Annotated in this window: 19 protein-coding genes; 9 read left to right on the top strand and 10 right to left on the bottom strand. The window is 62.8% G+C overall.

Going from position 1 to position 23,906, the window contains the following annotated elements; translation table 11 throughout:
• Positions 1–16 precede the first annotated feature (16 nt).
• The gene (locus CXQ94_RS09075; protein WP_258066942.1) at positions 17–823 is read right to left on the bottom strand and encodes a carbohydrate ABC transporter permease; all 807 of its coding nucleotides are present in this window, start codon (positions 821–823) and stop codon (positions 17–19) included.
• Between the two features lie 158 nt (positions 824–981).
• Positions 982–1,932, bottom strand: coding sequence for a carbohydrate ABC transporter permease (locus CXQ94_RS09070; protein WP_104088834.1), 951 nt, complete (start codon positions 1,930–1,932; stop codon positions 982–984).
• 150 nt (positions 1,933–2,082) lie between these two features.
• Here CXQ94_RS09070 and CXQ94_RS09065 point away from each other — a divergent pair, with 150 nt between their 5' ends.
• Positions 2,083–4,158, top strand: a complete 2,076-nt coding sequence (locus tag CXQ94_RS09065; RefSeq protein ID WP_104088832.1) for a DUF5054 domain-containing protein — start codon at positions 2,083–2,085, stop codon at positions 4,156–4,158.
• Between the two features lie 54 nt (positions 4,159–4,212).
• Positions 4,213–5,355 (top strand): metallophosphoesterase, encoded by a 1,143-nt coding sequence (locus tag CXQ94_RS09060; protein WP_181034145.1) that lies wholly within the window; start codon positions 4,213–4,215, stop codon positions 5,353–5,355.
• On the opposite strand, the gene CXQ94_RS09055 is transcribed toward CXQ94_RS09060, so the two are convergent.
• The 7 genes from CXQ94_RS09055 to CXQ94_RS09025 form a co-directional block, all read right to left on the bottom strand.
• Positions 5,352–6,473 carry an alcohol dehydrogenase catalytic domain-containing protein gene (locus CXQ94_RS09055; protein ID WP_104089288.1) on the bottom strand — a complete coding sequence of 374 codons (1,122 nt, stop codon included), beginning with the start codon at positions 6,471–6,473 and terminating at the stop codon, positions 5,352–5,354. The genes CXQ94_RS09060 and CXQ94_RS09055 overlap by 4 nt on opposite strands.
• Positions 6,474–6,483: 10 nt before the next feature.
• Entirely contained in the window at positions 6,484–6,789 is a 306-nt protein-coding gene (locus tag CXQ94_RS09050; protein ID WP_104088826.1) for a putative quinol monooxygenase, read from the bottom strand.
• Positions 6,790–6,821: 32 nt separating this feature from the next.
• Positions 6,822–7,406, bottom strand: coding sequence for a glycerol-3-phosphate responsive antiterminator (locus CXQ94_RS09045; RefSeq protein WP_219817015.1), 585 nt, complete (start codon positions 7,404–7,406; stop codon positions 6,822–6,824).
• A 49-nt stretch (positions 7,407–7,455) separates the two neighbouring features.
• On the bottom strand, positions 7,456–8,979 hold the full coding sequence (locus CXQ94_RS09040) for an FAD-binding oxidoreductase (RefSeq protein WP_104088823.1): 1,524 nt from the start codon (positions 8,977–8,979) through the stop codon (positions 7,456–7,458).
• A 2-nt stretch (positions 8,980–8,981) separates the two neighbouring features.
• Positions 8,982–10,652, bottom strand: coding sequence for a glycerol-3-phosphate dehydrogenase/oxidase (locus tag CXQ94_RS09035; RefSeq protein WP_104088820.1), 1,671 nt, complete (start codon positions 10,650–10,652; stop codon positions 8,982–8,984).
• A gap of 64 nt (positions 10,653–10,716) precedes the next feature.
• Entirely contained in the window at positions 10,717–12,225 is a 1,509-nt protein-coding gene (locus CXQ94_RS09030; RefSeq protein WP_104088817.1) for an FGGY family carbohydrate kinase, read from the bottom strand.
• 12 nt (positions 12,226–12,237) lie between these two features.
• Positions 12,238–13,671: a nitrate/nitrite transporter gene (locus tag CXQ94_RS09025; protein WP_104088814.1), complete on the bottom strand. Its 1,434-nt coding sequence runs from the start codon at positions 13,669–13,671 to the stop codon at positions 12,238–12,240.
• Positions 13,672–14,067: 396 nt separating this feature from the next.
• On the opposite strand from CXQ94_RS09025, the gene CXQ94_RS09020 reads away from it, so the two are divergent.
• On the top strand, positions 14,068–16,083 hold the full coding sequence (locus tag CXQ94_RS09020; RefSeq protein ID WP_104088811.1) for an AarF/ABC1/UbiB kinase family protein: 2,016 nt from the start codon (positions 14,068–14,070) through the stop codon (positions 16,081–16,083).
• A gap of 9 nt (positions 16,084–16,092) precedes the next feature.
• On the opposite strand, the gene CXQ94_RS09015 is transcribed toward CXQ94_RS09020, so the two are convergent.
• Positions 16,093–16,782 (bottom strand): aspartate/glutamate racemase family protein, encoded by a 690-nt coding sequence (locus CXQ94_RS09015; RefSeq protein WP_104088808.1) that lies wholly within the window; start codon positions 16,780–16,782, stop codon positions 16,093–16,095.
• A gap of 426 nt (positions 16,783–17,208) precedes the next feature.
• On the opposite strand from CXQ94_RS09015, the gene CXQ94_RS09005 reads away from it, so the two are divergent.
• The 6 genes from CXQ94_RS09005 (at position 17,209) to CXQ94_RS08985 (ending at position 23,760) form a co-directional block, all read left to right on the top strand.
• Positions 17,209–18,141 (top strand): HAD-IIB family hydrolase, encoded by a 933-nt coding sequence (locus tag CXQ94_RS09005; protein WP_258066903.1) that lies wholly within the window; start codon positions 17,209–17,211, stop codon positions 18,139–18,141.
• 192 nt (positions 18,142–18,333) lie between these two features.
• A complete protein-coding gene (locus CXQ94_RS09000; RefSeq protein WP_104088802.1) occupies positions 18,334–20,214 on the top strand; it encodes a beta-glucoside-specific PTS transporter subunit IIABC in 1,881 nt (626 codons plus the stop codon).
• A 22-nt stretch (positions 20,215–20,236) separates the two neighbouring features.
• The gene (locus CXQ94_RS08995) at positions 20,237–21,667 is read left to right on the top strand and encodes a glycoside hydrolase family 1 protein (RefSeq protein ID WP_104088799.1); all 1,431 of its coding nucleotides are present in this window, start codon (positions 20,237–20,239) and stop codon (positions 21,665–21,667) included.
• Positions 21,668–21,731: 64 nt separating this feature from the next.
• On the top strand, positions 21,732–22,580 hold the full coding sequence (locus CXQ94_RS08990) for a PRD domain-containing protein (protein WP_104088796.1): 849 nt from the start codon (positions 21,732–21,734) through the stop codon (positions 22,578–22,580).
• An 89-nt stretch (positions 22,581–22,669) separates the two neighbouring features.
• A complete protein-coding gene (locus tag CXQ94_RS22570; protein WP_181034144.1) occupies positions 22,670–22,846 on the top strand; it encodes a hypothetical protein in 177 nt (58 codons plus the stop codon).
• A 29-nt stretch (positions 22,847–22,875) separates the two neighbouring features.
• Positions 22,876–23,760: a VOC family protein gene (locus CXQ94_RS08985; RefSeq protein WP_104088793.1), complete on the top strand. Its 885-nt coding sequence runs from the start codon at positions 22,876–22,878 to the stop codon at positions 23,758–23,760.
• The last annotated feature ends 146 nt before the right edge of the window (positions 23,761–23,906 follow it).

Genomic DNA, 23,906 nt, shown 5'->3' with positions numbered 1-23,906 from the left:
GGCCGAAGGTTTCGGCTCATTTCACGCTTCCGGCGCTCAGCCCTGATTGCCAGTAACGCTGCAAGTACAGGAAGGCTGCGGAGATCGGGATGACGGTCAGCAGGGACCCGGTGATGACCAGGTTCGGGATTGCCTGACCGCCGATTGAACTGGCTTGTGCCGCCCACTGATTCAGGCCCAGGGTGAGTGGGTACCATTTCGGGTCACTGAGCATGATCAGCGGGAGGAAGTAGTTGTTCCAGGTCGCCACGACGGCGAACATCAGCACGGTGATCAGTGCCGGTGCGAGTTGACGCAGTGAAATGGAGAAGAAGATGCGGATCTCGCCGGCGCCGTCAATCCGTGCCGCCTCCATCAATTCATCCGGGATGGACTGGGCCGCGTAAGCCCACACCAGGTACAGGCCGAAGGCGCTGACCATGGAGGGGATGATGACGGACCACGGCGTGTTCGTGATGCCGATTCCGCTGAAGAGCAGGAACTGCGGCACGGCCAGCACCGAGCCGGGGATGGCCAGGGCGCCTAAGATGATGGCGAACACCGCCCGCCGGCCCGGGAACTTGTACTTTGCCAAGCCGTAGCCTGCCAGGGCTGCCAGAATGGTTGCCCCGCCGGCTCCCACCACCACATACATCAGCGTGTTCAGCAACCAGCGGACGAAGATCCCGTCGTCGTGGACCAAAACCTGGCCAATGTTGTCGAACAGTGCGAACGGGCCGCTGAACCAGAACGCGAACGAGTTGTACAGGTTGTCTTGGGTCTTGCTGGCATTGACCACCAGCCAGAACAGTGGGACCAGGCAGTACAGCAGCATGGCTGTCATCAACAGGGTCAAGGTAATGGAGGCCCGCTTGTGCCGTGGGCTCACCGTCTTGGACGTCCGACGGCGGGGCTTGCCGCCGTGGGCGATTCTTCCGCTGGCAAGGCGGCTGGCTGGGCGGCGTGGTGTGTCTGCCGACTGTTGGGCTGTCATTGTGTCACTCACTTTTTGTTCCCCGCAATCTGGGCCGCGTAGGCAACCACCATGGTGATCAGCCCCGAGACAATGGCGATCGCTGCGGCGTAGTTGAACTGTGAGCCGGCGAAGGACAGGTTGAAGGCGTACATGTTGGGGGTGAAGTAGCTGGAGATGGCGTTGGGCGCAAGGGCCTGCATGATGGAGGGCTCATTGAACAACTGGAAACTGCCAATGATGGAGAACAGTGTGGCGATCAGAATTGCCCCGCGAATCTGGGGAAGCTTGATGCTCCAGATCGTGCGGAAGGTGCCGGCCCCGTCAATTTCGGCCGCCTCGTAAAGCTCCTGCGGAACCGCCTTCAGCGCCGAGAAGAAGATCAGCATGTTGTAGCCCACGAACTCCCAGGTAACGATGTTGCCGATGGAGATCATGATCAGGTTTTCCGCCAACGGCGACGGAAGCGTGATGCCCAGGAAGTGATTCAAGTCCGCCACCAGCCCGAATTGGGAGCCGTACATATAGGCCCAGATCATGACGGCCACAACGCCCGGCACCGCGTAGGGCAAGAAGATCGAGAGCCGGTAAAACGGCACCCACCGCAGCCGGGCGCTGTCCAGGGCCAGGGCCGCGAACATGGCCAGAAAAAGCATGATGGGAACCTGGATGACCAGGAAGAGGCTAACCCGAAGCGTTGCCTCCCAGAACTTGGGGTCGCTCAGCGCCGTCAGATAATTTTCGAAGCCCACAAAGGCGTTGCCACCAATGAGTGTTTCGCGGAAGAGGCTGAGGTAGATGGCGTAGGCAAGGGGGGCCACAAATACCAGCGTGAACACGATCATGAATGGGCCAACAAACCACCAGCCACCCCATTTGCGCTTGTTCTTGCGCAGCTTGGGCTCACCGGCGGCCGTGGTGGGAACCGCGGCCGGCAGACCTGCTGCCCGCCGGCTGGACTGAATGGTCGCGTCAGTCATTTGCAGCCTTCACCAGGTAAATTTCTGATGACTTCTTCGTCATGAGCGTCTCTTCTGTAGGAAAATGTTTGCGTTACCACCGACTATACGACAAGATAATGTTTGCGTAAACAGCATTCTTTGGAAACTTTTATAACGAAAGAGTTACGGATGATCAGCACAGTTCACGTCGTCTTCAAGACCCACCTTGACCTGGGTTTCACCGACTACGCCAACAATGTTACCGACCGGTACGTTCGGGAGTATCTGCCTGGCGCCATCGCCCTGGCCGCAGAGCTCGAGCGCCGCGGTGGCAATGCTGGATTTGTTTGGACCACGGGCTCTTGGCTCATCCATGAGGCCCTGAGGCTGGGTACCGCATCGGAGCATGCCGCCTTGGAGACAGCGATCCGCGCCGGCCATGTCAGCTGGCATGGACTGCCACTGACTACCCACACCGAGCTCATGGATCCGGGCCTGGTTCGCCACGGCATCTCCATTGGCAGGGCTCTGGACGCGCGCTTTGGCAGGCACACCATCGCCGCGAAGATGACCGACGTGCCCGGTCACACCATCGGGTTGGTGCCGTTCCTGGCGGAGGCCGGACTGGAGTTTTTGCACCTGGGCGTCAACGGGGCATCGGCGGTTCCCGATGTCCCCGAGTTCTTCATCTGGCGAGCCCCCGACGGCAGCGAGGTGGTGGTCAATTATGCCCGGAGCTATGGCGCCACCGAATTGGGTGTTGCCGTGGCGCCTGGCGGTACGCATGCACTGCACCTGGCGCACACCGGCGACAACCTCGGCCCACCACCCATCGAGGAGATCGAGGAACTTTTCCTCGCCCTCCAAGCCAAGTACCCACAAGCTCGCATTGTCGCCTCAACCCTGGACGCCTTTGCCCAAGCTGTCCTTGAGAATCGCGGCGAACTTCCGGTACTCGAGTCGGAGATTGGTGATTCCTGGATCCACGGGGTAGCCAGCGACCCGCTCCAGACAGCACGGTTGCGGGCTCTGCTGCGCCTTCGCACCCGGTGGGTCGAGAAAGGAGAACTGGTTCCGGGGACCCTCGAGTGTGATCGATTCAGCGACGGGCTCCTGCTTGTCCCCGAACATACCTGGGGCGAAGACCTCAAAACGTACCTTCCGGACTACGTCAATTACACCAAGGCCGACTTCACCGCGGCGCGGGCGGCGGACGCCATCGATCCCGGCATGAACCCTGCTGACTTCGAGGAGTTCGCCTGGGCCTACACCGAAAACACCTCCGCCCAGGGGCTGGGATATGCCGCCTTTGAACGGTCCTGGGCCGAACAGCGCGCCCATCTGGACCGCGCCATTGCCGCGCTCTCTCCCGCACATGCCGCCGAGGCGCTCACAGTAATAGCAGAATGCTCCCCACCCCCCGCGGAGCCTGCAGACGCCACCGGCAGGTCATTCGATCCGACCAATGAGCTTGCTGTAGGGGACTACGTGGTGAAATTTGGCGACGACGGCGCCCTCATCTCTTTGCTGGACGGGGACCGGACACAATGGGCCGGGCCGTCCAACACCCTCGCCGCCTACCGATACCAGACCTTTGACGAGCGTGACGAGGCCCGCTGGATTAACGAATACTGCCGCGACATCAAGGAAACCGGCGTGTGGGCCATCCCCGACCAGAGCAAGCCGGGACTATCCATCGCTGCCACGCAGCCGGCCACCATCTTCGCCCCGAGAGTGGTGTCGGCGGAAGTGTTCGACGTCGATGCAGACCCGGTTGTCGTTCTGCGCTTGGTGCTCCCCCCGGAAGCTAGCGAGTTGTGGGGCGCCCCCAGGGAGATCAGGCTCAGTTACCGCTTTGCCGCAGCTCGCGGCCGGATCGAAATCTGTCTTGAATTGTGCAAGAAGGACGCTTCGCGGCTGCCCGAAGCCGGCTGGTTGGGCTTCCGCCCGGTCACCGGGCCGGGCGAGTGGACGTTTGAGAAACTCGGAACGCGCATTGACCCGCGCGACGTTGTCCGCAACGGCAACAGGAACATGCACGCCGTCACCGAGGTAGCCCATTCGGGGAACCGTAGTCTTCGTCTGCGGCCGCTGGATGCGGCCCTGGTGGCGGTGGGGTCACCAGCCCTGCTGCGGTACGAAAACATTATTCCGGACCCCTCTGACGGCTTCCATGTGAACCTGCACAACAATGTGTGGGGAACCAACTTCACGATGTGGGTCGAGGAAGATCTGCGCTTTAGATTTGTTCTTGAGCTGGGCTGATCGCCGGGCACCGTCAAGGCAATGAGGACTTCAGAAGAAAGTAAAGGGAACGGCATGCAAGAGAACCTAGTGACCAGCCCGCCCGTCGTCATGGCGCCACGCGTTGACGGTTTTGAGGTGCTTTGGGGTGTGGCCCGGCTCAGCCGCGGCTGGCTCGAATGGGAGTCACCCGATGGCTCCACGGGCAGGTATTGCGCTGACGCTTTTGGCATGGTGCCCCAGGATGAGAAGGTATTGCGTGTCCGGGTCGACGGCTGGGCCGGCGGTGAAACCCGGCGCGTGCGGGCTGTTACCGAAGCGGTCATGGGTCCGGAAACCCGGCACGAAAGCCCATGGAAGTCCGTGCGAACCCTGGATCCCACCGCAGACACCGCCCACTTTGCCGTCTGGAACGATACCCACCAAAACAACTCCACGGTGAGGGCCCTTCACGCGGCTACCCCGGAGGTGGACCTGTTGGTGTGGAACGGGGACCTGTGCAATGACTGGAAGGATCAGCACGCGTTCGTCTCCACCATCCTCAGCCCGGCCGGCCAGGATGTCAGTGCCGGACGCCCGTTGTCGATTGTGGTTGGAAATCACGACGTCCGGGGTACCTGGGCTTTCCAGCTTGAGGACTACGTTGCCGCGCCGCAGGGACGCCCCTTTTCCGCGTTCCGCTGCGGACCGGTTGCCGTCGTCGTCCTGCACACCGGGGAGGACAAGCCGGACAGCCATCCAAGTTTCGAAGGGCGGGTGGCGTTTGAGCCGCTCCGTGCAGAACAAGCCCACTGGCTGCGTGAGGTGACTGCCCGCCCGGAGATCCGGGACGCCCCTTACAAGGTGGTGTTCTGCCACATCCCCCTGCGCTGGATCGAGGAGGAAGAGGTGGATTACGCATCTGGCGGCTATGACTGGTTCAGCCGCATGAGCCGCGATGCCTGGCATGAGGCTCTGACAGAATGGGGCGCCCAGATCGTCATTTCCGGACACACCCACCTGCCGGCGTGGCTGCCCCCGTCACCGGATTTCCCCTACGGCCAGCTCGTGGCTGGCGGCCCGGACGACGATCCTGACGCCGAGGAGGCTGCCACCTGGGTCGAGGGAACCGCCACGCCCCAAGCCTTGCACCTCACCATGCGCACGCTCGACGGCGGTGTCCTCCACGATCTGAGGATCGAACCGTCCAACGGCCCAACGGAAGTGAACGCCGTCTAGGATTCGAAGCTGAAAAGCCGGCGGACCACAAGCCCGTCGGCCAGCGCGTCCAGGCTCTCATTAATCTCGGTCAGCGGCTTGGTGTCGGTGTGCAGCAGTTCGATCGGCAAGCTGCCATCGCGCCACATTTGAATGTAGGCGGGGATGTCACGAACGGGGTCGGCGTCGCCCATATAGGAGCCGATCAGCCGCTTGCCTGTGCCGGCGAATTGGAGCGCCTGCACGGTGAGCATGGCGTCGGGGTGGGGCAGGCCCACCGAGACCAGGGCCCCTCCCCGGTCCAGCAGCGCCAGGCACGCTTCCATGACCTTGGCACTGCCCACGGCCTCGATGGCGACGTCGACGCCGCCGCCGGCATGTGCGGCCACGAGCCCGGGCGCCTCTGCCGGGGATCCGGCGAAGTGGGCGCCACAGCGCAAGGCCAGGGCCTGTTTTTCCGGGAGCGGGTCAATGGCAATGACGGTGACGCCGGGGATCTGGACGGCTGCCATGACGGCGGCAAGGCCCACCGCCCCCATGCCGAACACAATCACCGACTGGCCTGGGGCCACCTTCGCGGAGTGGATCACGGCCCCCATGCCGGTCAGTGCGGCACAGCCAAACATCGCGGCAACGTCGAAGGGTACCTCGTGGTCAATCACCACCACGGATTCGCGGGCCACCACGGCATATTCGGAGAATGCGGAGACGCCCAGGTGGTGGTTGATCCGCTCCCCCGACTGCGAGCGCAGCACTGACTCACCGTGCAGTAGGTCGCCGCTGCCGTTGGACTCTGCGCCGCGATGGCACAGTGCCGGGCGCCCGTTCGTGCAGGCTTTGCAGCTGCCGCAGCTGGGGACAAACACCAGCACCACGCGGTCGCCAACGTTGACGCCCGCCACGCCGGGTCCGATGTCGGCCACGGTTCCGCTTGCCTCATGTCCCAACGCCATGGGCAGGGGGCGGGTCCTGGAACCGTTGATGACGGAAAGGTCGGAGTGGCACAGGCTGGCGCGTTCGATCTTGACCAGCACTTCCCCTGCGCGTGGACTGGGGACCGGCACCTTTTCAAGGGTCAGCGGCGTGCTGTGCGCGTAGGGCCGTCCGGCACCGGCGACGCGCAGCACGGCGCTGGTCATCAGCGCCGGCTCACTCATGGGTGCTTCCCTCATAGCTTTCAATGCGGCGGCTGGCCAGTTTGGGGATGATCTGGCCCAGGCCGATCTCCTTGAAGTGCTGGTACTCCCGGTGCGCGGCAAAGCCGGCCGCATCCGTGTAGCGTTCCAGGATCACGATGTGTGCCGCGTCCTGTGCGCCTTGGAAGAAGTCGTAGGAAATATTGGCCGCCTCGGTCCGGCTTGCCGCGGCAAGCTGACCCAACAGTTCCAGCACGTTTTCCACTTCATCGGGCTGCGGGATGTAGTGGGCAATAACTTGAAAATAGTTTGTGGACATCTTTGTGATCCTCAGGTTGGGGTGACGTTGTTTTACTGGCGCCCGGCCATGTCCCACAGTTCCGGGCTGCTGGAGGAGACGCCGGTGGCGCCTGCACGCAGGGCGGCGGCCACGTCCGCTCCGGTTTTGATGAAACCGGCGGCAATGTAGGGTGACAGCGCACGAATTTCGCCCGCCTCCAGGTGGGAAACCACGGGCCACGGCATGATTTGTACCAGCGCCGGCTTGCTTTGTTCCACGGCAAGTGCGCTGCGGGGCAGGTTGGAACGGTCGGTGACGAAAACCTTGTGCATGGTCACCATGCCCACGGCGTTGGCGCGCTGGATAAGCGCCGTCTTGGTGCTGACCACACCCGGCACGCCAATCTTTTTCAGGTACTCCACAGCACCCCTGTCCTGGCCCAGCCCGGAGCAGGCATCAATGTTCACGAATGTGAACTTGCCTGCCCCGGACAGGACAGTGATGAGCCCTTCGAGTTCGTGGAGTGCCACGCTGGCCAAAATGCACACCCTGCACTCCGAGGCCAGAAAACTGGGGACATTCTCCACACCAAACACGGCGGCAATCACCGGGTTTCGTGCCAACGTTGCCGCCAGTTCCTCGGGAATCTCAGCCATGGGTTATGCGCTCGCTTTCTGGGGTGCGTGAAGGGGTGTCAACCAGGGGTTACAACCCCAGTTTGCCCGGGTTCAGCAGGTTTTTGGGGTCCAACGCGGCTTTGATGCTGCGCAGCACGGCAAATCCGGTACCCAGGGACCGTTCCATGTAGGGTGCTCGCAACAGTCCCACACCGTGGTGGTGGCTGAGCGTGGCACCGTGCTTGATGATGACATCGTTCGCCGCATCCCAGGCCGCGCGGTACCACTGGGCCCTCCGGTCAACGTCCACGTCCCCACGCATGGAGAAGTACAGGCAAGCGCCATCAACGTAGGCGTGCGACTGGTGTGCCGAGCCCGCCAGTGTGCCGGGTACGGCGTTGACCGCAGCGACCACGTCGTCGTAAATGGAGGCCAGGTCCTTCCACGGGCCAATCATTTCCAAGGTGTCAGCCACCAGGCCCGGGCTGCGTTTGAAGCCCTCGGCGCTCTTGCCGGTGAGGTAGCGGGTGTCCAGCCAGCGCTCAAAGATGGCGTCGCCGTCGAGCTTTCTGCCGGTCTCGGCGCACACCCGCTCACTGATTGCCAGGGTCGCCTCCACTGATTCCTTGGCTCCCTCATCGGCCACCAGCAGCACGTTGGTCTCGGGCAGGGCGAACTGCACGCCGCTTTCGAGGTTGTCGTACAGGCGCAGTGCCGCGGGTGTGCCGCCCTGCTGCATGATCTGCCGGCAGGCCTCCAAGCCCTCCGCGAAGGTGTCGAATCCGTAGGCGATGGCGCGGCCGTGGTCGGGCAGGCGGTGCAGTTGGAACCGGATGGTTGTCACCACGCCCAGGGTCCCCTCGGAGCCGATGAACAGTTGCAGGAGGTCGGGCCCGACGGCGGCGCGGGAGCTGTTGCCCAGGGTCACCAGATCGCCGTTGGCCAGGACCACGTCCATGCCAAAGACCATGTCCTCGATCTTGCCGTAGCGGGTGGACAGCTGGCCGGCGCCCCGGCAGGCCACCCATCCGCCCACCGTGCTGATGGCGTAAGACGACGGCCAGTGCCCCATGGTCATGCCATACTCGGACTGGATCTTCTCCTCGAAGATGTCCCCGAACACGCCCGCTTCAACTTCGATGATCTGGCTTTCGGCATCGAAGCTGCCGAACTTGTCCAGGCCACAGACGTCAAGGACGATCCCGCCGGCTAGGGGCAGCGCTGCGCCGGTGACGTTGGAGCGACCGGCGGAAACGGTGACGGGGATGTTGTGGGCGTGGGAGATGCGCATGACGGCCTGCACCTGCTCCGTGCTGGAAACGGCCACAATCACCGACTCCGGGGCGGCTGGGCGGCCGCTGGTCTCGGCGATCATGGTGGCGGCCCACCAGTCGCGGGTGCCGTCGGCCACCTGGGTGGGATCGGTTAGCACTGAATCGGCCACTGCGGCCAGCTCCGTCAGGACCTCGGTGGGAACGGGAACCGGTGTGCCACCAAAGACGGGGTCCCCGGATACCGGGCCGAGGTTTTGTGCGAAGGCCGGCTGGGTGGGGGCCCCCACCGTGTAGTTGCCCCGGTTGTAGCCGCGCTTAACTGCTTCTTTGCTGATCATGATTACTTTTCTCCCATGAGGATGGCGCGTTCATGCGCTGTTTGGTTTCGGTAGGAGGCCACCTGGGCCTCAACTTCTAGTGCGGGCAGGTCAAGTTCCTTCATCAGTAGCTCGCCCACCCGTTCGGCCGCGACGGCGGAGGCGTCGCGGGCCATCATGCGGGACCGGGTGCGGCGCGAGAGGATGTCATCGACGCTGCGAGCCATTTCGTGGCGTGCGGAGTACACCACCTCGGCCTCCAGGTACGGGAGCCCTTCCACGATTGGCTTGCCGAGACTGGGGTCGCTGGCCAGGATGTCCGTGACGAACCTGGCCTCAGTGCCGTAGCGCTCCCCTAGATGTGATGCCAGCCCGCCGGAGGCCACAATCGCCTCGGCGTCGTAGCCGGCGGCGCCGAGCAGGTAGGCGGACTTGGTCCGGCAGCGCCGGTTTTCGCCCAGCACCTTTTGCGCGGCGTCGACTGTCTGCTCGGCCATGTGCCGGGAGGTGGTCAGTTTTCCGCCCACCACCGTGACCAGGCCGTCGGGGTCGGTGCGGATCTCGTGGTTGCGCTTGACCTCGATGGTCTTGCCTCCGGGGGGTGCCACGAGTGGGCGGCAGCCGCCGATGCTGCCCACCACGTCCTCGGGCTCGATGTCGATGTTCAGTGCCGTGCGGGCGCCGTCGAGCAGGAAATCCATTTCCTCCCGGGTGCAGTTCACATCGTCAAGGTTTCCGTTGTAGTCCTCATCCGTGGTGCCCAGGTAGGAGGTGTCCCCCCACCGGGTGATGGTGGCGCGCCGGTTGCGGCCGGGGACGGGAATGGTGACGGTGCAGTCGTTGCGGATTTTGGTCCACGGGACGGCAATATGCACGCCCTTGGCGGGGCGGATGGAGGGCGCGTCCACGTCCTTGCCGGCCCCGGTCCAGTCACGCAGCCACACGCCCGTCGCCACCACGACGGCGCCGGCATGGGCACGGATCTCCTGTCCGTCCACTTCGGCCACGATCCCGCTGACCTTGCCACCGTCACGGGTGACATCGGTGACCTTGGCACCGTTGAGGACTACGCCGCCGTGGAAGGCGGCCGTGCGGGCCAGGGCCAGGGTTAGGCGCGCGTCATCGGCCCGCGCGTCGTAGTACATGAAGCCGCTTTCAAGCTTCTCCGCCTTGAACGTGGGGCAGTGTGCCAGCACCTCGTTTTTGGTCAGCTTCTGGTGGATGACGCCTTCGCGCCAGCCCCCGGCCAGGTCATAGGTCCACAGCAGGCTTTCAAAACCTGCGGCCAGGCGGCGGTCAAAAACGCCGTTGTCGGAGAGCACAGGGAACAGGAACGGAAGGCGCTGAACCAGGTGCTGGGCGTTCTTGCGCAGCCGCTGGCGTTCCAGGAGGGAGTGGCGTACCAGTGGCAGGTTCCCCTGCTCGATGTAGCGCAGCCCGCCGTGGATCATTTTCGAGGACTTTGAGGACGTGCCGGAGGCAAAGTCGTCTTTTTCCAGCAGTGCCACCTTGTAGCCGCGAAGGGCCGCGTCCATGGCGGTGTAGGCGCCGGTGACGCCGCCGCCCACCACAATGATGTCGAAATGCCCGTTGTCCAGGCGGTCAATTTGTTCACCGCGGCCCAGGGCGAGCGGGGTGTCCGAGACCATTTTGGCCCGGCCCATTTTTGGTTTGCGTGAAGGAAGGGAAATCATGGTGTATATACCTCTGTCGAGAGTTTTTTTGCTTAAGTTGTGCGGCTGGCCGCGAATGCGGTGGCTATTCGGGGTGCACCAATGCCAGTTCACTGGCGATGCGTGCCTTCCAGATATTGCGCCGCTGCAGCCGTTCGGCCGCCGAAATCTGTGGTTCAAACGTGTCGCCAGGGCCCAGCGCGGCAATCGCGTCCTGCAGGGAGTCCCAGAGGAGCCCGTCGGATCCGGCCATGAAGGCGGCACCACGCAGGGTGGCGAACTCGGTGCCGGGGCGTCGCCGCATGGGCAGGCCGGTCAGGTCAGCCTGCATTTGGATCAGTGCGTCGCTGCCGGAGAGACCGCCGCCCACAATAATTTCGGTGACGGCCATTCCTGCCACGTCGGCGTTCGCCTCAACACTGCTGGCCACGGAGTGTGCGATCCCTTCAAGCACCGCATAGGCCACTTCCGCCCGGGTATTGGCCATGGAGAGCCCGGTCAGGGATGCCCGGGCTTCCGGCTCGACCACGGGGGTGCGGATGCCAGTCAACGTGGGAATGAACATGACACCGTTTGAGCCCTGCACGGTGGCGGCCAGTTCGCTGATCTTCTTGGCCGATTCAAACCAGCCCAGGGCGTTGCACACCCAGTCCAGAGCCGAACCAGTGGTGGCGGTGAAGGTTTCCACCGCGTAGACGGTCTCGTGGTGGCGGCGCCACCCCGCCATGGTCAAGGTCCCGTCGTATAGCCCGGGTTTCAGTGGTGGGGTGGTGCCTATGAGCATGTCCACAAAGCTGCCGGTCCCATGCCCGCACATGGCCTGACCCGCGTCGAGGCAGCCCAATCCCACGGTGCTGGCGTGCTGGTCACCCATGGCGGCCAGGATGGGAACGCTGACGCCCACAATTTCATGGTTGGTATGGCCCAACAGGTCCGCATCCTGCCTTAGTTCAGGCAACAGATCCAAGGGACAGCCCAGTGCCGCAATCCAACCGGCCTCATATTCATGTGCCGCCAGGTTGTAGGCCCCCGCCGACGTCGCATTGGAGGACGTCGCAAAATAGGAACGTTCCGCGCTCAGGCTCCACAGCAGCCAGGTTTCTATGGTGCCAAAACCCAGCCTGCCCTCACGGTAGGCCGCCGCAACTGCCGGTGATTCACGGAGGTGGTGCGCCGCCCAGAGGTAGGGAGAGCGCACCCCCACTGGCCGGCCGACCGAGGCCAGCAACCGCTCGTTCCACACCGGCCCCAAATCCGCCAGCTCCTGCGCATAGCGGTTGTCCTGCCACACCATGGCGGGCACCAGGGCGACGCCGGTGGAAGTGTCCCACAGCACCGCCGTCGCCCTTTGCGTGGCGATGGCGAGCGCCTTGATCTCGACGCCGGATGCCACCGCCTGTGCCACCACGGCCTTGACGGCGTCAACGCTTTTGCGCAGGATCTCGTTGGCGTCCTGTTCCACCACTCCGGGGCGGGGACTGCTGACCGAGAGGTGCCGGTATTCCAGGCCATGCACGCCGCCGTCGGCCGTGATCCAGGCGGCACGGGTGCCGGTGGTGCCTTCGTCAATGGTCAAGATTGCCGGAATTCGCATTGCTGACACTCCCTAGTTGGCTAACGCGGCGTCACGGGCCACATCAGACTTGAAAGCGGGTGCGTTGGTCTCCTCATCGGGGCTGATGGAGGTCCTGGTGGGGTCCCACTTGATCACGGTGCACACGATGCAGGCGATCAACGGCACTACGGAGAGGATCAGGAATGTCGGGCCCAGTCCCAGATCCTCCTTCAGGATCGGGAAGACCAGCAAGCCCAGGGCCGCACCGGTGCTGCCGATCGCACCAATCACACCGTTGGCGCCGGCGCGAAGTTCACTGCGGAAGGACAAGGTGGACAGGCTCTTGCCGTTGGCGCCCGGACCACCGGAATGGAAGAGGATGAACAGGGACGGCACCAGGAACGCCAGGAAGATTGGCATTGACTGGTAGAAGAAGCCCATGATCACCAGCATGACAAACACGGCGCCAAAGCCCAGGGCGGATGCCTTGCGCAGGCCAAAGAACTTGCCGATCTTCGGTGACATGAAACCGCCCACAATGCCGAACAGGTTGAAGACGAGGGCACCCAGGGTGGCGACTACAAAGTCCTGGCCGAACAAGGTCAAGCTGATGATGGGCAGGTACCAGCCCACGGCAAAGTATTGGATGGACTGGGCCATCTGTACGGTGCCAGCCAGGATGGTGCGTGGCAGGTAGATGCCGCGGAAGATCAGGGCGATGTTGGCGAAGCCCTTGGTGGCCTGGTTCAGGATTGGGGTTCGGTCCTCTAGATCGGCGGCGACGAAGGGTTCCTTGTAGATCTTGGTCATGTACATGGCAGCACGCTCCAGCTGGCCCTTGCGGGCGGCCCAGGTGGGGCTTTCCACCAGGTAGGAGACCTGGAAGATGAACAGGATCAGGGCCACCACACCGGCGGAGCCAACGGCGAAACGCCAGATCGAGGCCCCCACGCCCATGTTGTAGAACAGGACGGCAAGGATCAAGTTGGAGCTGACGGCCGTGTACCAGACACCCTGCCAGGTGTTCAGGCGGCTCTTGAAGCGGGCCGGGGTGAATTCGGCCAGCAGGGCCATGGCGATGGCAAAGTCGATGCCGTAGGCTGCGCCCACAAAGAAGCGGCCCAGCAGCACCATTTCAAAGCCGGGGGCAAAAGCTGCCAGCCCGGCACCAATGAGAGCCAGCACCTTGGCAATGATCAACGGGGGTATGCGGCCGTACTTATCTGCCAGCCAGCCGCCGATCGGGTTGAAGACAATGGCTACCCACGACGCTAGCGAGGTGAGGGTGGCCACCTGGAGTGCGGACAGGTGAAGGTCCTTGGTCATCGGCCCCAGACCGGCGGCCAGTGCCGAGTTGGAGAACGCATCCAGGAACAGCCCGCCGAGGGCCAGCCACCAGATGAGGCCTGCCCGGCCGGAAATTTTGGGACGGGAATCGATGTATGCCACAACGTCGTGCACACCTCGAAGAACAATATTTGACAACGGTGTCACCTTTTCGCTCGTGAAACCGTGCCCGCTGGAAATACTGTTCCTATCACCCGAAAAAGTTCATGAAAAAAGGGCAGAACGTGACCTCCAACAGGAGGTCTCATATTCTTACCCTGACAAATGAGACTCTAGTCACAAGTTGGAGTTTTGGCAACTGCACGGCGGAACCCGCTACCGCTCCCCGTTAACGCGCCCCGGAGAACAGGCGCGTTAACGGGGAGCGGTAGCGGGTTTCCAGACGGAGCGCTTCGGGAACGCACGGTTGCCCGGAAACACTCCACAGTTTCCAGCGATTGCCCCCTGCCGCCGATAGAGTAAGTCCAACATCCCGCCACTCTGAGGAGTCCCCGTGAACTTAGCCTGCACCGCCGTCGTCCGGAACGGCCGCTAATGAGGATTGTGGACTTTGTGGTGATCGTCCTGATCGGCATAGCGGGCCTATTGTTCTTGCTGCTGCAGTCATGGCTGGCTGCCACCGTGGTCCGTCGCGTGGTGGGGGTTCCTATCGGCTGGCCGCGCTCCATCGTGGTGGGCTTCATCATGAGCGCCACCATGGGCGTGACGGTGCAGTACCTGTTCCGCGCCGGGACGGGCCAGAACACCAACGGCTTGAACGTGGCCCCGGCGGCTGCCGTGATGTTTCTGGTGCTGGCCGTCGGCTGGATCTTTGCCCTCGGGGTAGGTGCCCTAGTGTTCATAGAGGCGGCGTTCCCCACCGGAACCCTGCCACGGTTCGGCTCGCTTTTTACCGGCTGGAAGGCCAGGCGACGGCGCGGACGGCGCTATTCCGACGTCGTCGCGATCGCCGTGCGCCATGGGCTCGGCTCGCGTTTGCGCGGCTTTGGTCAAGGCGACAGCACCGAGCGGGAGGCCACGACGGCCCGCGCATTGCGCAATGCGCTCAACGAGGCCGGGGTGACATTCGTGAAGCTGGGCCAGATGCTCTCCACCCGCCGGGACCTGCTTCCGCCAAGCTACATCCGCGAGTTGGAGAGCCTGCAAACCAAAGCAAGCCCGGAGCCGTGGGAGCGGATTTCCGCGGCAATCCAGGAACGCCTTGTACGCCCGGTCTCCGAGGTTTTTGCCGACATCAACCCCACCCCACTGGCTGCGGCCTCGGTGGCCCAAGTGCACCAGGCGACCCTGCTGGACGGGACCTCGGTGGTCATCAAGGTCCAGCGGCCGGGGGCGTTGGAGCAGGTCAGCCTGGACACGGACATCATCTTGCGACTCGCCCGCTGGCTAAACAAGACCACCCCGTGGGGCAAGTCGCTGGGCGTGTACGCCCTGGCGAAGGGCTTTGCCGGGTCATTGGAAGAGGAGCTGGACTACCGGATCGAGCTGGAAAACATGCGCAGCATTGAGCATGCCCTTGCTACGTCGGGCAATTACTCCGTTACGGTCCCCCACGCGTACCCGGAGTTCTCCAGCGAACGGCTGCTGGTCATGGACACCTTGCCCGGGCGCCCGGTCGGCTCTGCCGGCACCGTGCTCGCCGGGATGACCGGGGAGGAACGTAGCGCCCTGGCGCAAACCTTGCTCGGCGCCACCCTTGAGCAGATCATTTCCGACGGCGTATTCCACGCAGATCTGCACGCGGGCAACATCTTCATCACCCCGGAAGGGACCCTGGGCCTGCTGGACTTCGGCGCCGTGGGCCGCCTTGACCCGGCCACCCAAACCGCACTTGGGATGATGCTCTACTCCATTGACAAGAACGACAGTGCGGGCGCCACCGACGCGCTAATTGAGCTGCTCGACCGCCCCGAGGACCTGGATGAACGGGCGTTGGAGCGGGAACTGGGGCAGCTACTCACCCGTTACCGTGTGGGTTTCGGCTCCGGCGGCAGCCAGAAGATGTTCGGCGACCTGATGTCCTTGATCATCGCCTACAGGTTCGCGGTCCCCGCCCAGATTGGGGCCGCCTTCCGGGCGCTTGCCGCCGTCGAGGGTGCCCTGCAAATCATCGACCCCACCATGGATCTGGTGGCAGCCGCCCGCACTGAAGGCACCCGGCTGATGTCCGGAAAATTCAAGCTTGGCAGCGTCAAGGACGAGTTCGAACAGCGCGCCATGCAGCTACTTCCGCTGCTCAACCGTCTCCCCCGACGCCTGAACAGAATCAGCGAGGATCTAGAACACGGGCGCTTCAACATGAACGTTCGCGTCCTGGCCCACCCCTCGGACCGGCGCTACCTGACAGGATTGTTTCAACAACTGATCGTCGCCATTTTGGCCGGATCTGCGGTGCTGGGCTCCATCATACTCATCACCAGCCATGAGGGACCCCTGGTGACGGGGCAAATTCACTTGTACGGAGTCCTGGGCTTCGCCCTACTTTTCGGCGGGTTCGTGCTGGGCATGAGGGCCCTGATGCTGGTTTTCAAGCGCGACGTCGACGACTAACTAGGCCGTTTACGCCAGCGCGGCGGCTACCGCGGCCTCGGCGTGGAGTTTGGTCGTGGAGAACACGGGCAGCGCAGAATCCTCGGCACCAATCAACAGCTCAATCTCGGTACAGCCAAGAATGACGCCCTGTGCCGCCTTGTCCTGGAGATCGTTGATGATGCGCTGGTACTCACGGCGGGACTCGTCCCGGATGACACCGACCACCAGTTCCTCGTAGATCACTCGATTGACGATCACCCGGTCTTCCGGGGAAGGAATCAAAACTTGCAGTCCGCGCGATTTCAGGCGGTCAATGTAGAAGTTCTCTTCCGTCGTGAAACGCGTACCCAACAGGCCAACGGTGTCCACCCCAGCATTTATCACTGCCTGCGCTGTGACGTCGGCCAGGTGCAAGAACTCAATGCCCACTGCGGCCTCGATGGTCTCCGCCACCTTGTGCATGGTGTTGGTGCACAACACAAGAAGTTCGGCCCCGGCAGCTTCAAGGAGCTGGGCCTCTGCGGAGAGCAGTTTGGCCGCGCCGTCCCAGTCTCCGGCACTCTGCATGTGCTCGATTTCGGCGAAGTCGACCGATGCCAGCACGCAGCGGGCGGAGTGCAGGCCGCCCAATTCTTCCTTGATACGTTCGTTGATGAGCTGGTAGTACAGGGCAGTGCTCTCCCAGCTCATCCCGCCCAATAGGCCGATCTTCTTCATGATCCTTCTCCGATCGTCCGCGACTTTTCACTCATCCTAGTTTCGACCAGTCGCCACCTGTGAGATATGGCGGCTTAGAAGCCGGTAAGTCGCCATATCTCACGGCTCGATTCCGGGTTTCAAACCCAGGCGGCGGGGTTAAGCCGCACTGAGGCCCATGAGGGAGAGAATACTGGCCGCGCGGCGTCTTCCGCTGGTTCGCCCTTGAGGACGATCGTGACCCCAACGTCTAGTTCGGCGACACCGTCGGCCGGCATTTTCACTGGAGCTAGGACGTCATTGTTTATTTCTTCTCCTTGGGTAAAGTACCAAACCACAACTTTTGCCCAACAAAAAAAGGACCCGAACATGCAGCGGGTTCGCTTCATGATCGGATCCTGCCTGGGTGACCAGTTACATATCCTTGGTTCCAAGTGTGCGGAATCCATGAGACCTGCGTCAAATCTGCTCCCGGGATCCTCCTCCCTGGCCAGGGTGAGTGCGGGGGCACCGGTAGACTCCCTGAACATGAACGCCGAGACTCCCACAGCCGAAAAAACCATCCACGCCGTTTTCCTTGATGTTGATGGCACATATGCCGACTACGGGATTGTCCCCGAAGGCCATGTGCGCGCAGTCCAGGCGGCGCGCGCGGCCGGCCACAAGGTCCTGCTGTGCACCGGCCGGCCGGTGTCCATGCTCCCCGAACACATCCTGGAGGCAGGCTTTGACGGCCTGGTTGCCAGCGCCGGAGCCTATGTGGAGGTGGCTGGCGAAGTGCTGCTGGACAGGCGTTTCCCGGCGGATCTGGCTGCCCGAACGGTGGCCGCCCTTGACGCACACCACGCCGTCTACATCCTTGAGGCCCAGGATGCGCTCCATGTGCCCGCGGCAGCTACGGATCGTCTGCGCGCCATCATCGAGGGTCACTTCAAAAAAACTGCGGATGGCCAGCCCAAGGGTTCCTCCGCCATTCTGGGCTCGGTGCAGCCCATCGGCGAATTGCTGCCCCCGTTCGCCAAGGCCTCGGTCTTCGAGTCCCCGATCCCCATGGACGTGCTGGCCTCAGAAATTGGTGCGGACATCGCCGTCGTCGCCAACTCGATTGCCGCCGAGGGCACGCACGCGGGCGAGCTGTTCCAGCGCGGCATCAGCAAGGCCGACGGCGTCGGTATTGCCATTGCGTTCCTTGGCATTGACCGGGCGGCCACCATCGCATTCGGTGACGGTGAAAACGACCTGGAGATGATCGCCTACGCCGGAATTGGGGTTGCGATTGAGGGCTCACACCCCGGGCTGGTGGCCCTGGCTGACCGCACGGCCCTGCCGCCGAGCCAGGAGGGAATCGCTGCGGCCTTCGCGGATCTTGGGCTGATCTAAGCAGCCCGAGGCCTCGCGTGTAATCCGGCACAATTTGCTGGTGACGCGAATCACGGGTAACGTAAGCCGCGCAGGCAATGCTGCCTGTAAGGATTGTTACTCGGTCACGAGGCAAGACCTGAGATGTGCGCCAGACGCATATCTTGGGTCTTTTTTTGTGCCCGAAAGACGGAACGGACAGAAAGGACTGCCATGGTTTCCGTGAATTACCGAACATTGGCCGCAGACATCCTGGAGGGTGTTGGCGGAGAAGGCAACGTGGCAGCAGCCACCCACTGCGCAACGAGGCTGCGGTTGAAACTGCGCGACGACGCGAAGGCCGACACCGCCGCCGTCGAAAAGCTGCCCGGTGTTATCACCGTCATGAAGGCCGGAGGCCAGTACCAGGTGGTCATCGGCAACGACGTCCCCACAGTGTTCGCGGAACTGGGCAAGATCAGCCGTTTCGGCAGCGACGACGCCGCCGAGGAGGCAACGCCCGAGAAGGGCAACATTTTCAACCGTTTCATCCAGATGGTTTCGGCCATCTTCCAGCCGATCCTGTGGCCCCTGGCTGCCGCCGGATTGTTCAAGGCGTTCCTGACCCTGGCCGCCAACTTCGGTTGGCTGGCACCTGCGGACTCCACTTATGTGGTCCTGAATGCCTCCGCCGACGCCCTGTTCTACTTCCTGCCGCTGTTCCTGGCCATCACGGCGGCCAAACGCTTCAAGGCAAATCAGTTCACCGCCATGGCCATTGCCGGCGCGCTGGTCTACCCGTCCATCGTGGCTTTGAACGGCACCCAGGCGAACTTCGCTGGCATTCCGTTCTCCGTCATGAACTACACCAGCTCGGTCATCCCGATCATCATCGCGGTCTGGCTGCAGGGTTACTTGGAGCGCTTCCTGCTCAAGGTGCTGCCATCGGCCATCCGCAACTTCATGACCCCGCTGCTGGCCATGGCCATCATGGTTCCGCTGACGTTGCTGACAGTGGGCCCGGCGACGATTTTCCTGGCCAATGGCCTTTCCTCCGGCATCACAGCCACGTTCACCTTCGCACCGTGGCTGGCGGGCGCCCTGCTGGGTGGCTTCTGGCAGGTCTTCGTGGTCTTCGGCCTGCATTGGGGCCTGATTCCGGTCATGCTCAATGACATTGCCACCGTTGGCTTCTCCGTCATGATGGCACCGCTGTTGCCGGCCGTTCTGTCCCAGTCCGCCGCCATGCTCGCCGTTGCCCTGCGCAGCCACAGCGCCAAGCGACGCGAAGTTGCCGCCCCGGCAGCGTTCTCTGGATTCCTGGCCGGCGTGACCGAACCGGGCATCTATGGTGTCAACCTGCCCCTGAAGAAGCCGTTCTACTTCGGCATCGCCGGCGGAGCCGTGGGCGGCGCCATCGTAGCCATGGGCGGTAGTGCAGCCAGTGCTTTCGTCTTCCCGTCCCTGATCGGCCTCCCGGCCTTTACCGCCGTCGGCAGCTTCGTCACCCTGCTGCTGGGCACGGCCGTGGCCATCGCCATCGGCTTCTTGCTGACGTTCTTCTTTGGCCCCCGCGAAACCCCTGACACGGTCGACGCCGGTGCTGCCGCTGGCTCTGCCGACGCCCCCACCAAGGAAGCCACCACCGCAACGACAACTGGCAACACCGTGGTCCTCGCCCCCGTGGCCGGCACCGCCGTCGCCCTTTCCGAAGTGCCGGACAAGGTCTTCGCCTCCGGTGCCATGGGCGCCGGGATGGCTATCATCCCCGAACAGGACACGGTCCACTCCCCCATTTCGGGCACTGTAAAGGTGGCCATGAAGTCAGGGCACGCCTATGGCCTGAAAACCGACGACGGCGTGGAGGTCCTGGTACACATCGGCATCGACACCGTGCAAATGAACGGCGAAGGCTTCACCCCTGCGGTGGTGCGCGGTCAGCGCGTGGAGGCCGGGGATCTGCTGGCCACCATCGACCGGGACAAGATCCGCGAGGCCGGTTTCAGCGACATGACCATCATGGTGGTGACCAACACCAAGAACCTGACCGCCGTCGTGCCTGTTGGCGAGGGGCACCTGGACCTCGGTGTTCCCGCCCTGGATATCGAACTCTAAGCAACGAAAAGGACCGTAGACCATGAGCAACGCAGTAACCAAGCCAGCCACCGGGCCGTTCCCTCAGGGATTCCTCTGGGGCGGCGCCACGGCCGCCAACCAGATTGAAGGCGCCTACGCCACCGGCGGCAAGGGCCTATCCATCCAGGACGTCATGCCCAAGGGCATCACCACCGCGCCCACTGAGGGCCCCACGCCTGACAACCTCAAGCAGGTGGCCATTGACTTCTACAACCGCTACGAAGAAGACATCGCCCTCTTCGCCGAGATGGGCTTCAAGGTCTACCGTTTCTCCATTGCGTGGAGCCGCATCTTCCCCAACGGCGACGACGCCGAGCCCAACGAAGAGGGTCTGGCCTTCTACGGCCGAGTTCTGGATGAGCTGGAAAAACACGGGATTGAGCCGATGGTGACCATCAGCCACTACGAGACGCCACTTAACTTGGCGCGCAGCTACGGGGGTTGGACCAACCGGGCGCTGATCGGCTTCTATGAGCGCTACTGCCAGGTTTTGTTTGAGCGTTTCGGCAGCCGCGTGAAGTACTGGCTGACGTTCAACGAAATTAACTCGGTAACTCACGAGCCGTTCATGTCCGGTGGCATTCCCACGCCAAAGGCCGAACTGACGGACACCGATTTGTACCAGGCCATCCACCACGAGCTGGTCGCCTCCGCACGCGCCACCAAGCTGGCCCGGGAAATCATGCCGGCCGCGCAGGTGGGCTGCATGATCCTGGCGCTGCCGGTGTATCCACTCACACCGCACCCGGACGACGTGGTCGCGGCCATGGACACGGCCCACGGAAGCTACGCTTTTGGTGACATTCACTGCCGTGGCGCTTACCCGGGCTATATGTTGCGCTTCTTCCGTGACAACGGGATCGAGCTGGACATCACCGCACAGGACACCGAAGACCTGAAGAACACGGTGGACTTTGTGTCCTTCAGCTACTACATGAGCGTCTGCGAAACGGCCGATCCGGCCGCGGAAAAGGGTCCCGGCAACATCATGGGTGGCGTGCCGAACCCCACGCTTCAGGCATCGGAGTGGGGCTGGCAGATTGACCCGCAGGGCCTTCGCGTTGTCATGAATGACTACTGGGAACGCTGGCAGAAGCCGCTGTTCATCGTGGAGAACGGCATCGGCGCCAAGGATGTCCTGGTTGAGGTTGACGGGGTGCCCACCGTGGAAGATGACTACCGGATCGACTACATGAACGACCACCTGGTGCAGGCCCGCGAGGCCGTTGCCGACGGCGTCGAGGTCATGGGTTACACCTCCTGGGGCTGCATTGACGTGGTTAGCGCCTCCACGGCACAGCTGAGCAAGCGTTACGGGTTCATCTACGTGGACCGCAACGACGACGGATCGGGCTCGCTGAACCGCTACAAGAAGAAGTCGTTTGACTGGTACGCCGGCATCATCGCCAGCAACGGTGCAACGCTAAGCTAGCACCTAGGGGCGGGGCCGCACAGGCCCCGTCCCTTCCACAATTCAAGTCAGGGAAAGTTACGGCATGGAAATCCTGCGCGTGTTCAACAACAACGTTGTCCTTGCCCGCGAAGCCGGCGGAAACGGCCGCGAGGTGATACTCACCGGGCGCGGCCTGGGCTTCCAGGCAAAACCTGGCCAAAAGGTGGACCCGTCGCAGATAGTGCGCATCTTTGTCCCGGAGGACGGCCGCAACCCGGACAACTTTGGCGCCATGATTGCCTCCATCCCTGCAGAGCATCTGGCCCTAGCTGAAGCCGCCCTCGAGGCGGGACGGGCGGAGCTGGCCATTCCCAACAGCACCGTGCTTGCCGTAACGCTCGCCGATCACCTCAGCTTTGCCATCAAGCGCCTCCACGACGGCATCGAGTTCGAGTACCCGCTCCGGGCCGAGGTATCACACCTCTATCCGGCAGAGCTGCGGGCCGCCCAACGCATGCTCGAGCACGTCAACGCCTCCCTGGACACCCCGCTGGATGACGGGGAAGCTGTCTCGATCGCCATGCACCTAGTCAATGCCGGATTCGCCGTCGGAGACTTGTCATTCACCTATCAAATGACGGGCGTTTTTTCCCAGCTTTTTGAGGTGATTGAACAGGCAGCCGGACGGCCCATTGACCGCGACACCGTCAACGCGGCCCGGTTCATCACCCACCTGCGCTATTTCTTTGTGCGCGCCGCCTCTGGCAAACAGCTGGATGAGGGTGCCGGGAAGTTGAGCACCGCCATTAGAGACTCCTACCCTGACGCCTACGCAACGGCCATCAGGTTGCAAAGCGTCCTGGAACTTCGACTCGGCGAGCCGCTGGCCGAGGACGAAACCACCTATCTGACCCTCCACGTAGCCCGGCTGATGACCGAAGACCGCGGCTAACTTCCCTTTTTTGCGAGCCGTGAGATATGGCGGGATAAACCCCGCTAAGTAGCCAAATCTCACGGCTCGCGCTCTCCGAGGGCCCTGTCATGACCGGCAGCCAGGTGGTGAAGGCCAAGGCCGCTGGATTATTCGGTGACTTCGCGGAGCAACCGCCACCGGTTCTGCTTCGTGGGGGCGCCGTCGCCCAGAAACTTTCCGGTTCGGGTTCCTATTCCCTGCGCATTACGGCTTCCAGAACTATTGATGGGACGGGGCGTCCGTGACATGCTGAAGAATCTCATTAGGAGGAAACATGCAACGGATCGTGCCCAACGTGTGGTGCCAAGGCAACGCTGCGGAGGTCGGAGATTTCTACTCCGCAGTACTTCCGAACACGGCAGCCGAGGTAACAATGTCTTATCCGGCCGATAACTTGCCGGACTTCCAACGTGATTTTGCCGGGCAACCACTCATCGTGGATGTGAGTGTTTCTGGATACCAGATCCGCCTCATCAATGCCGGGACCGAGTTCAGCCCAACACCTGCGCTGTCGTTCATCCTGAACATGGATCCACTATTCTTCGACGGCGGCGAGGATGAGGCGCGCACCCGCCTCCATAGCATCTGGGATGCTTTCGCCGACGGTGGCGAGGTTCGCATGGCATTGGGCGAGTACCCGCACAGCAAACTGTACGGCTGGGTCGAAGACCGCTTCGGTGTGAACTGGCAGCTCATGCTGACCAACCCTGCCGGTGAGCGGCGAGCAATGGTGATTCCCCAATTGTTATTCACCGGCCCAGTGGCCCACGCCCAGCAGGCCATCGATCTTTACACCGGGCTTTTTCCCGATTCGGGCACCGGAATGGTGGTGCCCCAACCGGGAGACACCGGCGGCCTCATGTTCGCCGAATTCAAGCTTGCCGGCCAGTGGTTTTCCGCCATGGATGGCGGCACGGACCACGACTTCACGTTCACACCGGGTCTCTCGTTGTCGTCCGACTGCGCTGACCAGGCTGAGATCGATACATTGTGGGAGGCGCTTTCTGCCGTGCCGGAGGCCGAACAATGCGGCTGGTCCGTCGATCGCTTTGGCGTGAGCTGGCAAATCGTCCCGCAAAAAATGGATGAGCTAGTGCAACGACCCGGCGCTTACCAGCGGATGCTCACTATGAAGAAGATCGTCATTGCCGAGCTGTGAAGATTCGCGATCCTGACACGTTATCTCGGCAGGCGCCCGGGGCCTGGTGCCGGGCAGCTTGCTCCGGGGTGACTCTTTTTCCTTGGCCGCCCTAGCCGCATGTTTTGGTGGCAACAGCAGGTGTCGCCTTCCTTGTTGGCGGGGCC

This window comes from Arthrobacter sp. GMC3 (assembly GCF_002929305.1).
GTDB lineage: Bacteria > Actinomycetota > Actinomycetes > Actinomycetales > Micrococcaceae > Specibacter.
Note: the sequence above shows the minus strand (reverse complement) of the source record. Positions and strands in the feature narration are given on the sequence as shown.

What these genes read in the sequence shown, in the direction of transcription:
- CXQ94_RS09075 (WP_258066942.1), bottom strand. Translation starts at nt 823, where the DNA reads ATGACAGCCATGCTGCTGTACTGCCTGGTCCCACTGTTCTGGCTGGTG.
- CXQ94_RS09070 (WP_104088834.1), bottom strand. Translation starts at nt 1,932, where the DNA reads ATGACTGACGCGACCATTCAGTCCAGCCGGCGGGCAGCAGGTCTGCCG.
- CXQ94_RS09065 (WP_104088832.1), top strand. Translation starts at nt 2,083, where the DNA reads ATGATCAGCACAGTTCACGTCGTCTTCAAGACCCACCTTGACCTGGGT.
- CXQ94_RS09060 (WP_181034145.1), top strand. Translation starts at nt 4,213, where the DNA reads ATGCAAGAGAACCTAGTGACCAGCCCGCCCGTCGTCATGGCGCCACGC.
- CXQ94_RS09055 (WP_104089288.1), bottom strand. Translation starts at nt 6,473, where the DNA reads ATGACCAGCGCCGTGCTGCGCGTCGCCGGTGCCGGACGGCCCTACGCG.
- CXQ94_RS09050 (WP_104088826.1), bottom strand. Translation starts at nt 6,789, where the DNA reads ATGTCCACAAACTATTTTCAAGTTATTGCCCACTACATCCCGCAGCCC.
- CXQ94_RS09045 (WP_219817015.1), bottom strand. Translation starts at nt 7,406, where the DNA reads ATGGCTGAGATTCCCGAGGAACTGGCGGCAACGTTGGCACGAAACCCG.
- CXQ94_RS09040 (WP_104088823.1), bottom strand. Translation starts at nt 8,979, where the DNA reads ATGATCAGCAAAGAAGCAGTTAAGCGCGGCTACAACCGGGGCAACTAC.
- CXQ94_RS09035 (WP_104088820.1), bottom strand. Translation starts at nt 10,652, where the DNA reads ATGATTTCCCTTCCTTCACGCAAACCAAAAATGGGCCGGGCCAAAATG.
- CXQ94_RS09030 (WP_104088817.1), bottom strand. Translation starts at nt 12,225, where the DNA reads ATGCGAATTCCGGCAATCTTGACCATTGACGAAGGCACCACCGGCACC.
- CXQ94_RS09020 (WP_104088811.1), top strand. Translation starts at nt 14,068, where the DNA reads ATGAGGATTGTGGACTTTGTGGTGATCGTCCTGATCGGCATAGCGGGC.
- CXQ94_RS09015 (WP_104088808.1), bottom strand. Translation starts at nt 16,782, where the DNA reads ATGAAGAAGATCGGCCTATTGGGCGGGATGAGCTGGGAGAGCACTGCC.
- CXQ94_RS09005 (WP_258066903.1), top strand. Translation starts at nt 17,209, where the DNA reads ATGAGACCTGCGTCAAATCTGCTCCCGGGATCCTCCTCCCTGGCCAGG.
- CXQ94_RS09000 (WP_104088802.1), top strand. Translation starts at nt 18,334, where the DNA reads ATGGTTTCCGTGAATTACCGAACATTGGCCGCAGACATCCTGGAGGGT.
- CXQ94_RS08995 (WP_104088799.1), top strand. Translation starts at nt 20,237, where the DNA reads ATGAGCAACGCAGTAACCAAGCCAGCCACCGGGCCGTTCCCTCAGGGA.
- CXQ94_RS08990 (WP_104088796.1), top strand. Translation starts at nt 21,732, where the DNA reads ATGGAAATCCTGCGCGTGTTCAACAACAACGTTGTCCTTGCCCGCGAA.
- CXQ94_RS22570 (WP_181034144.1), top strand. Translation starts at nt 22,670, where the DNA reads ATGACCGGCAGCCAGGTGGTGAAGGCCAAGGCCGCTGGATTATTCGGT.
- CXQ94_RS08985 (WP_104088793.1), top strand. Translation starts at nt 22,876, where the DNA reads ATGCAACGGATCGTGCCCAACGTGTGGTGCCAAGGCAACGCTGCGGAG.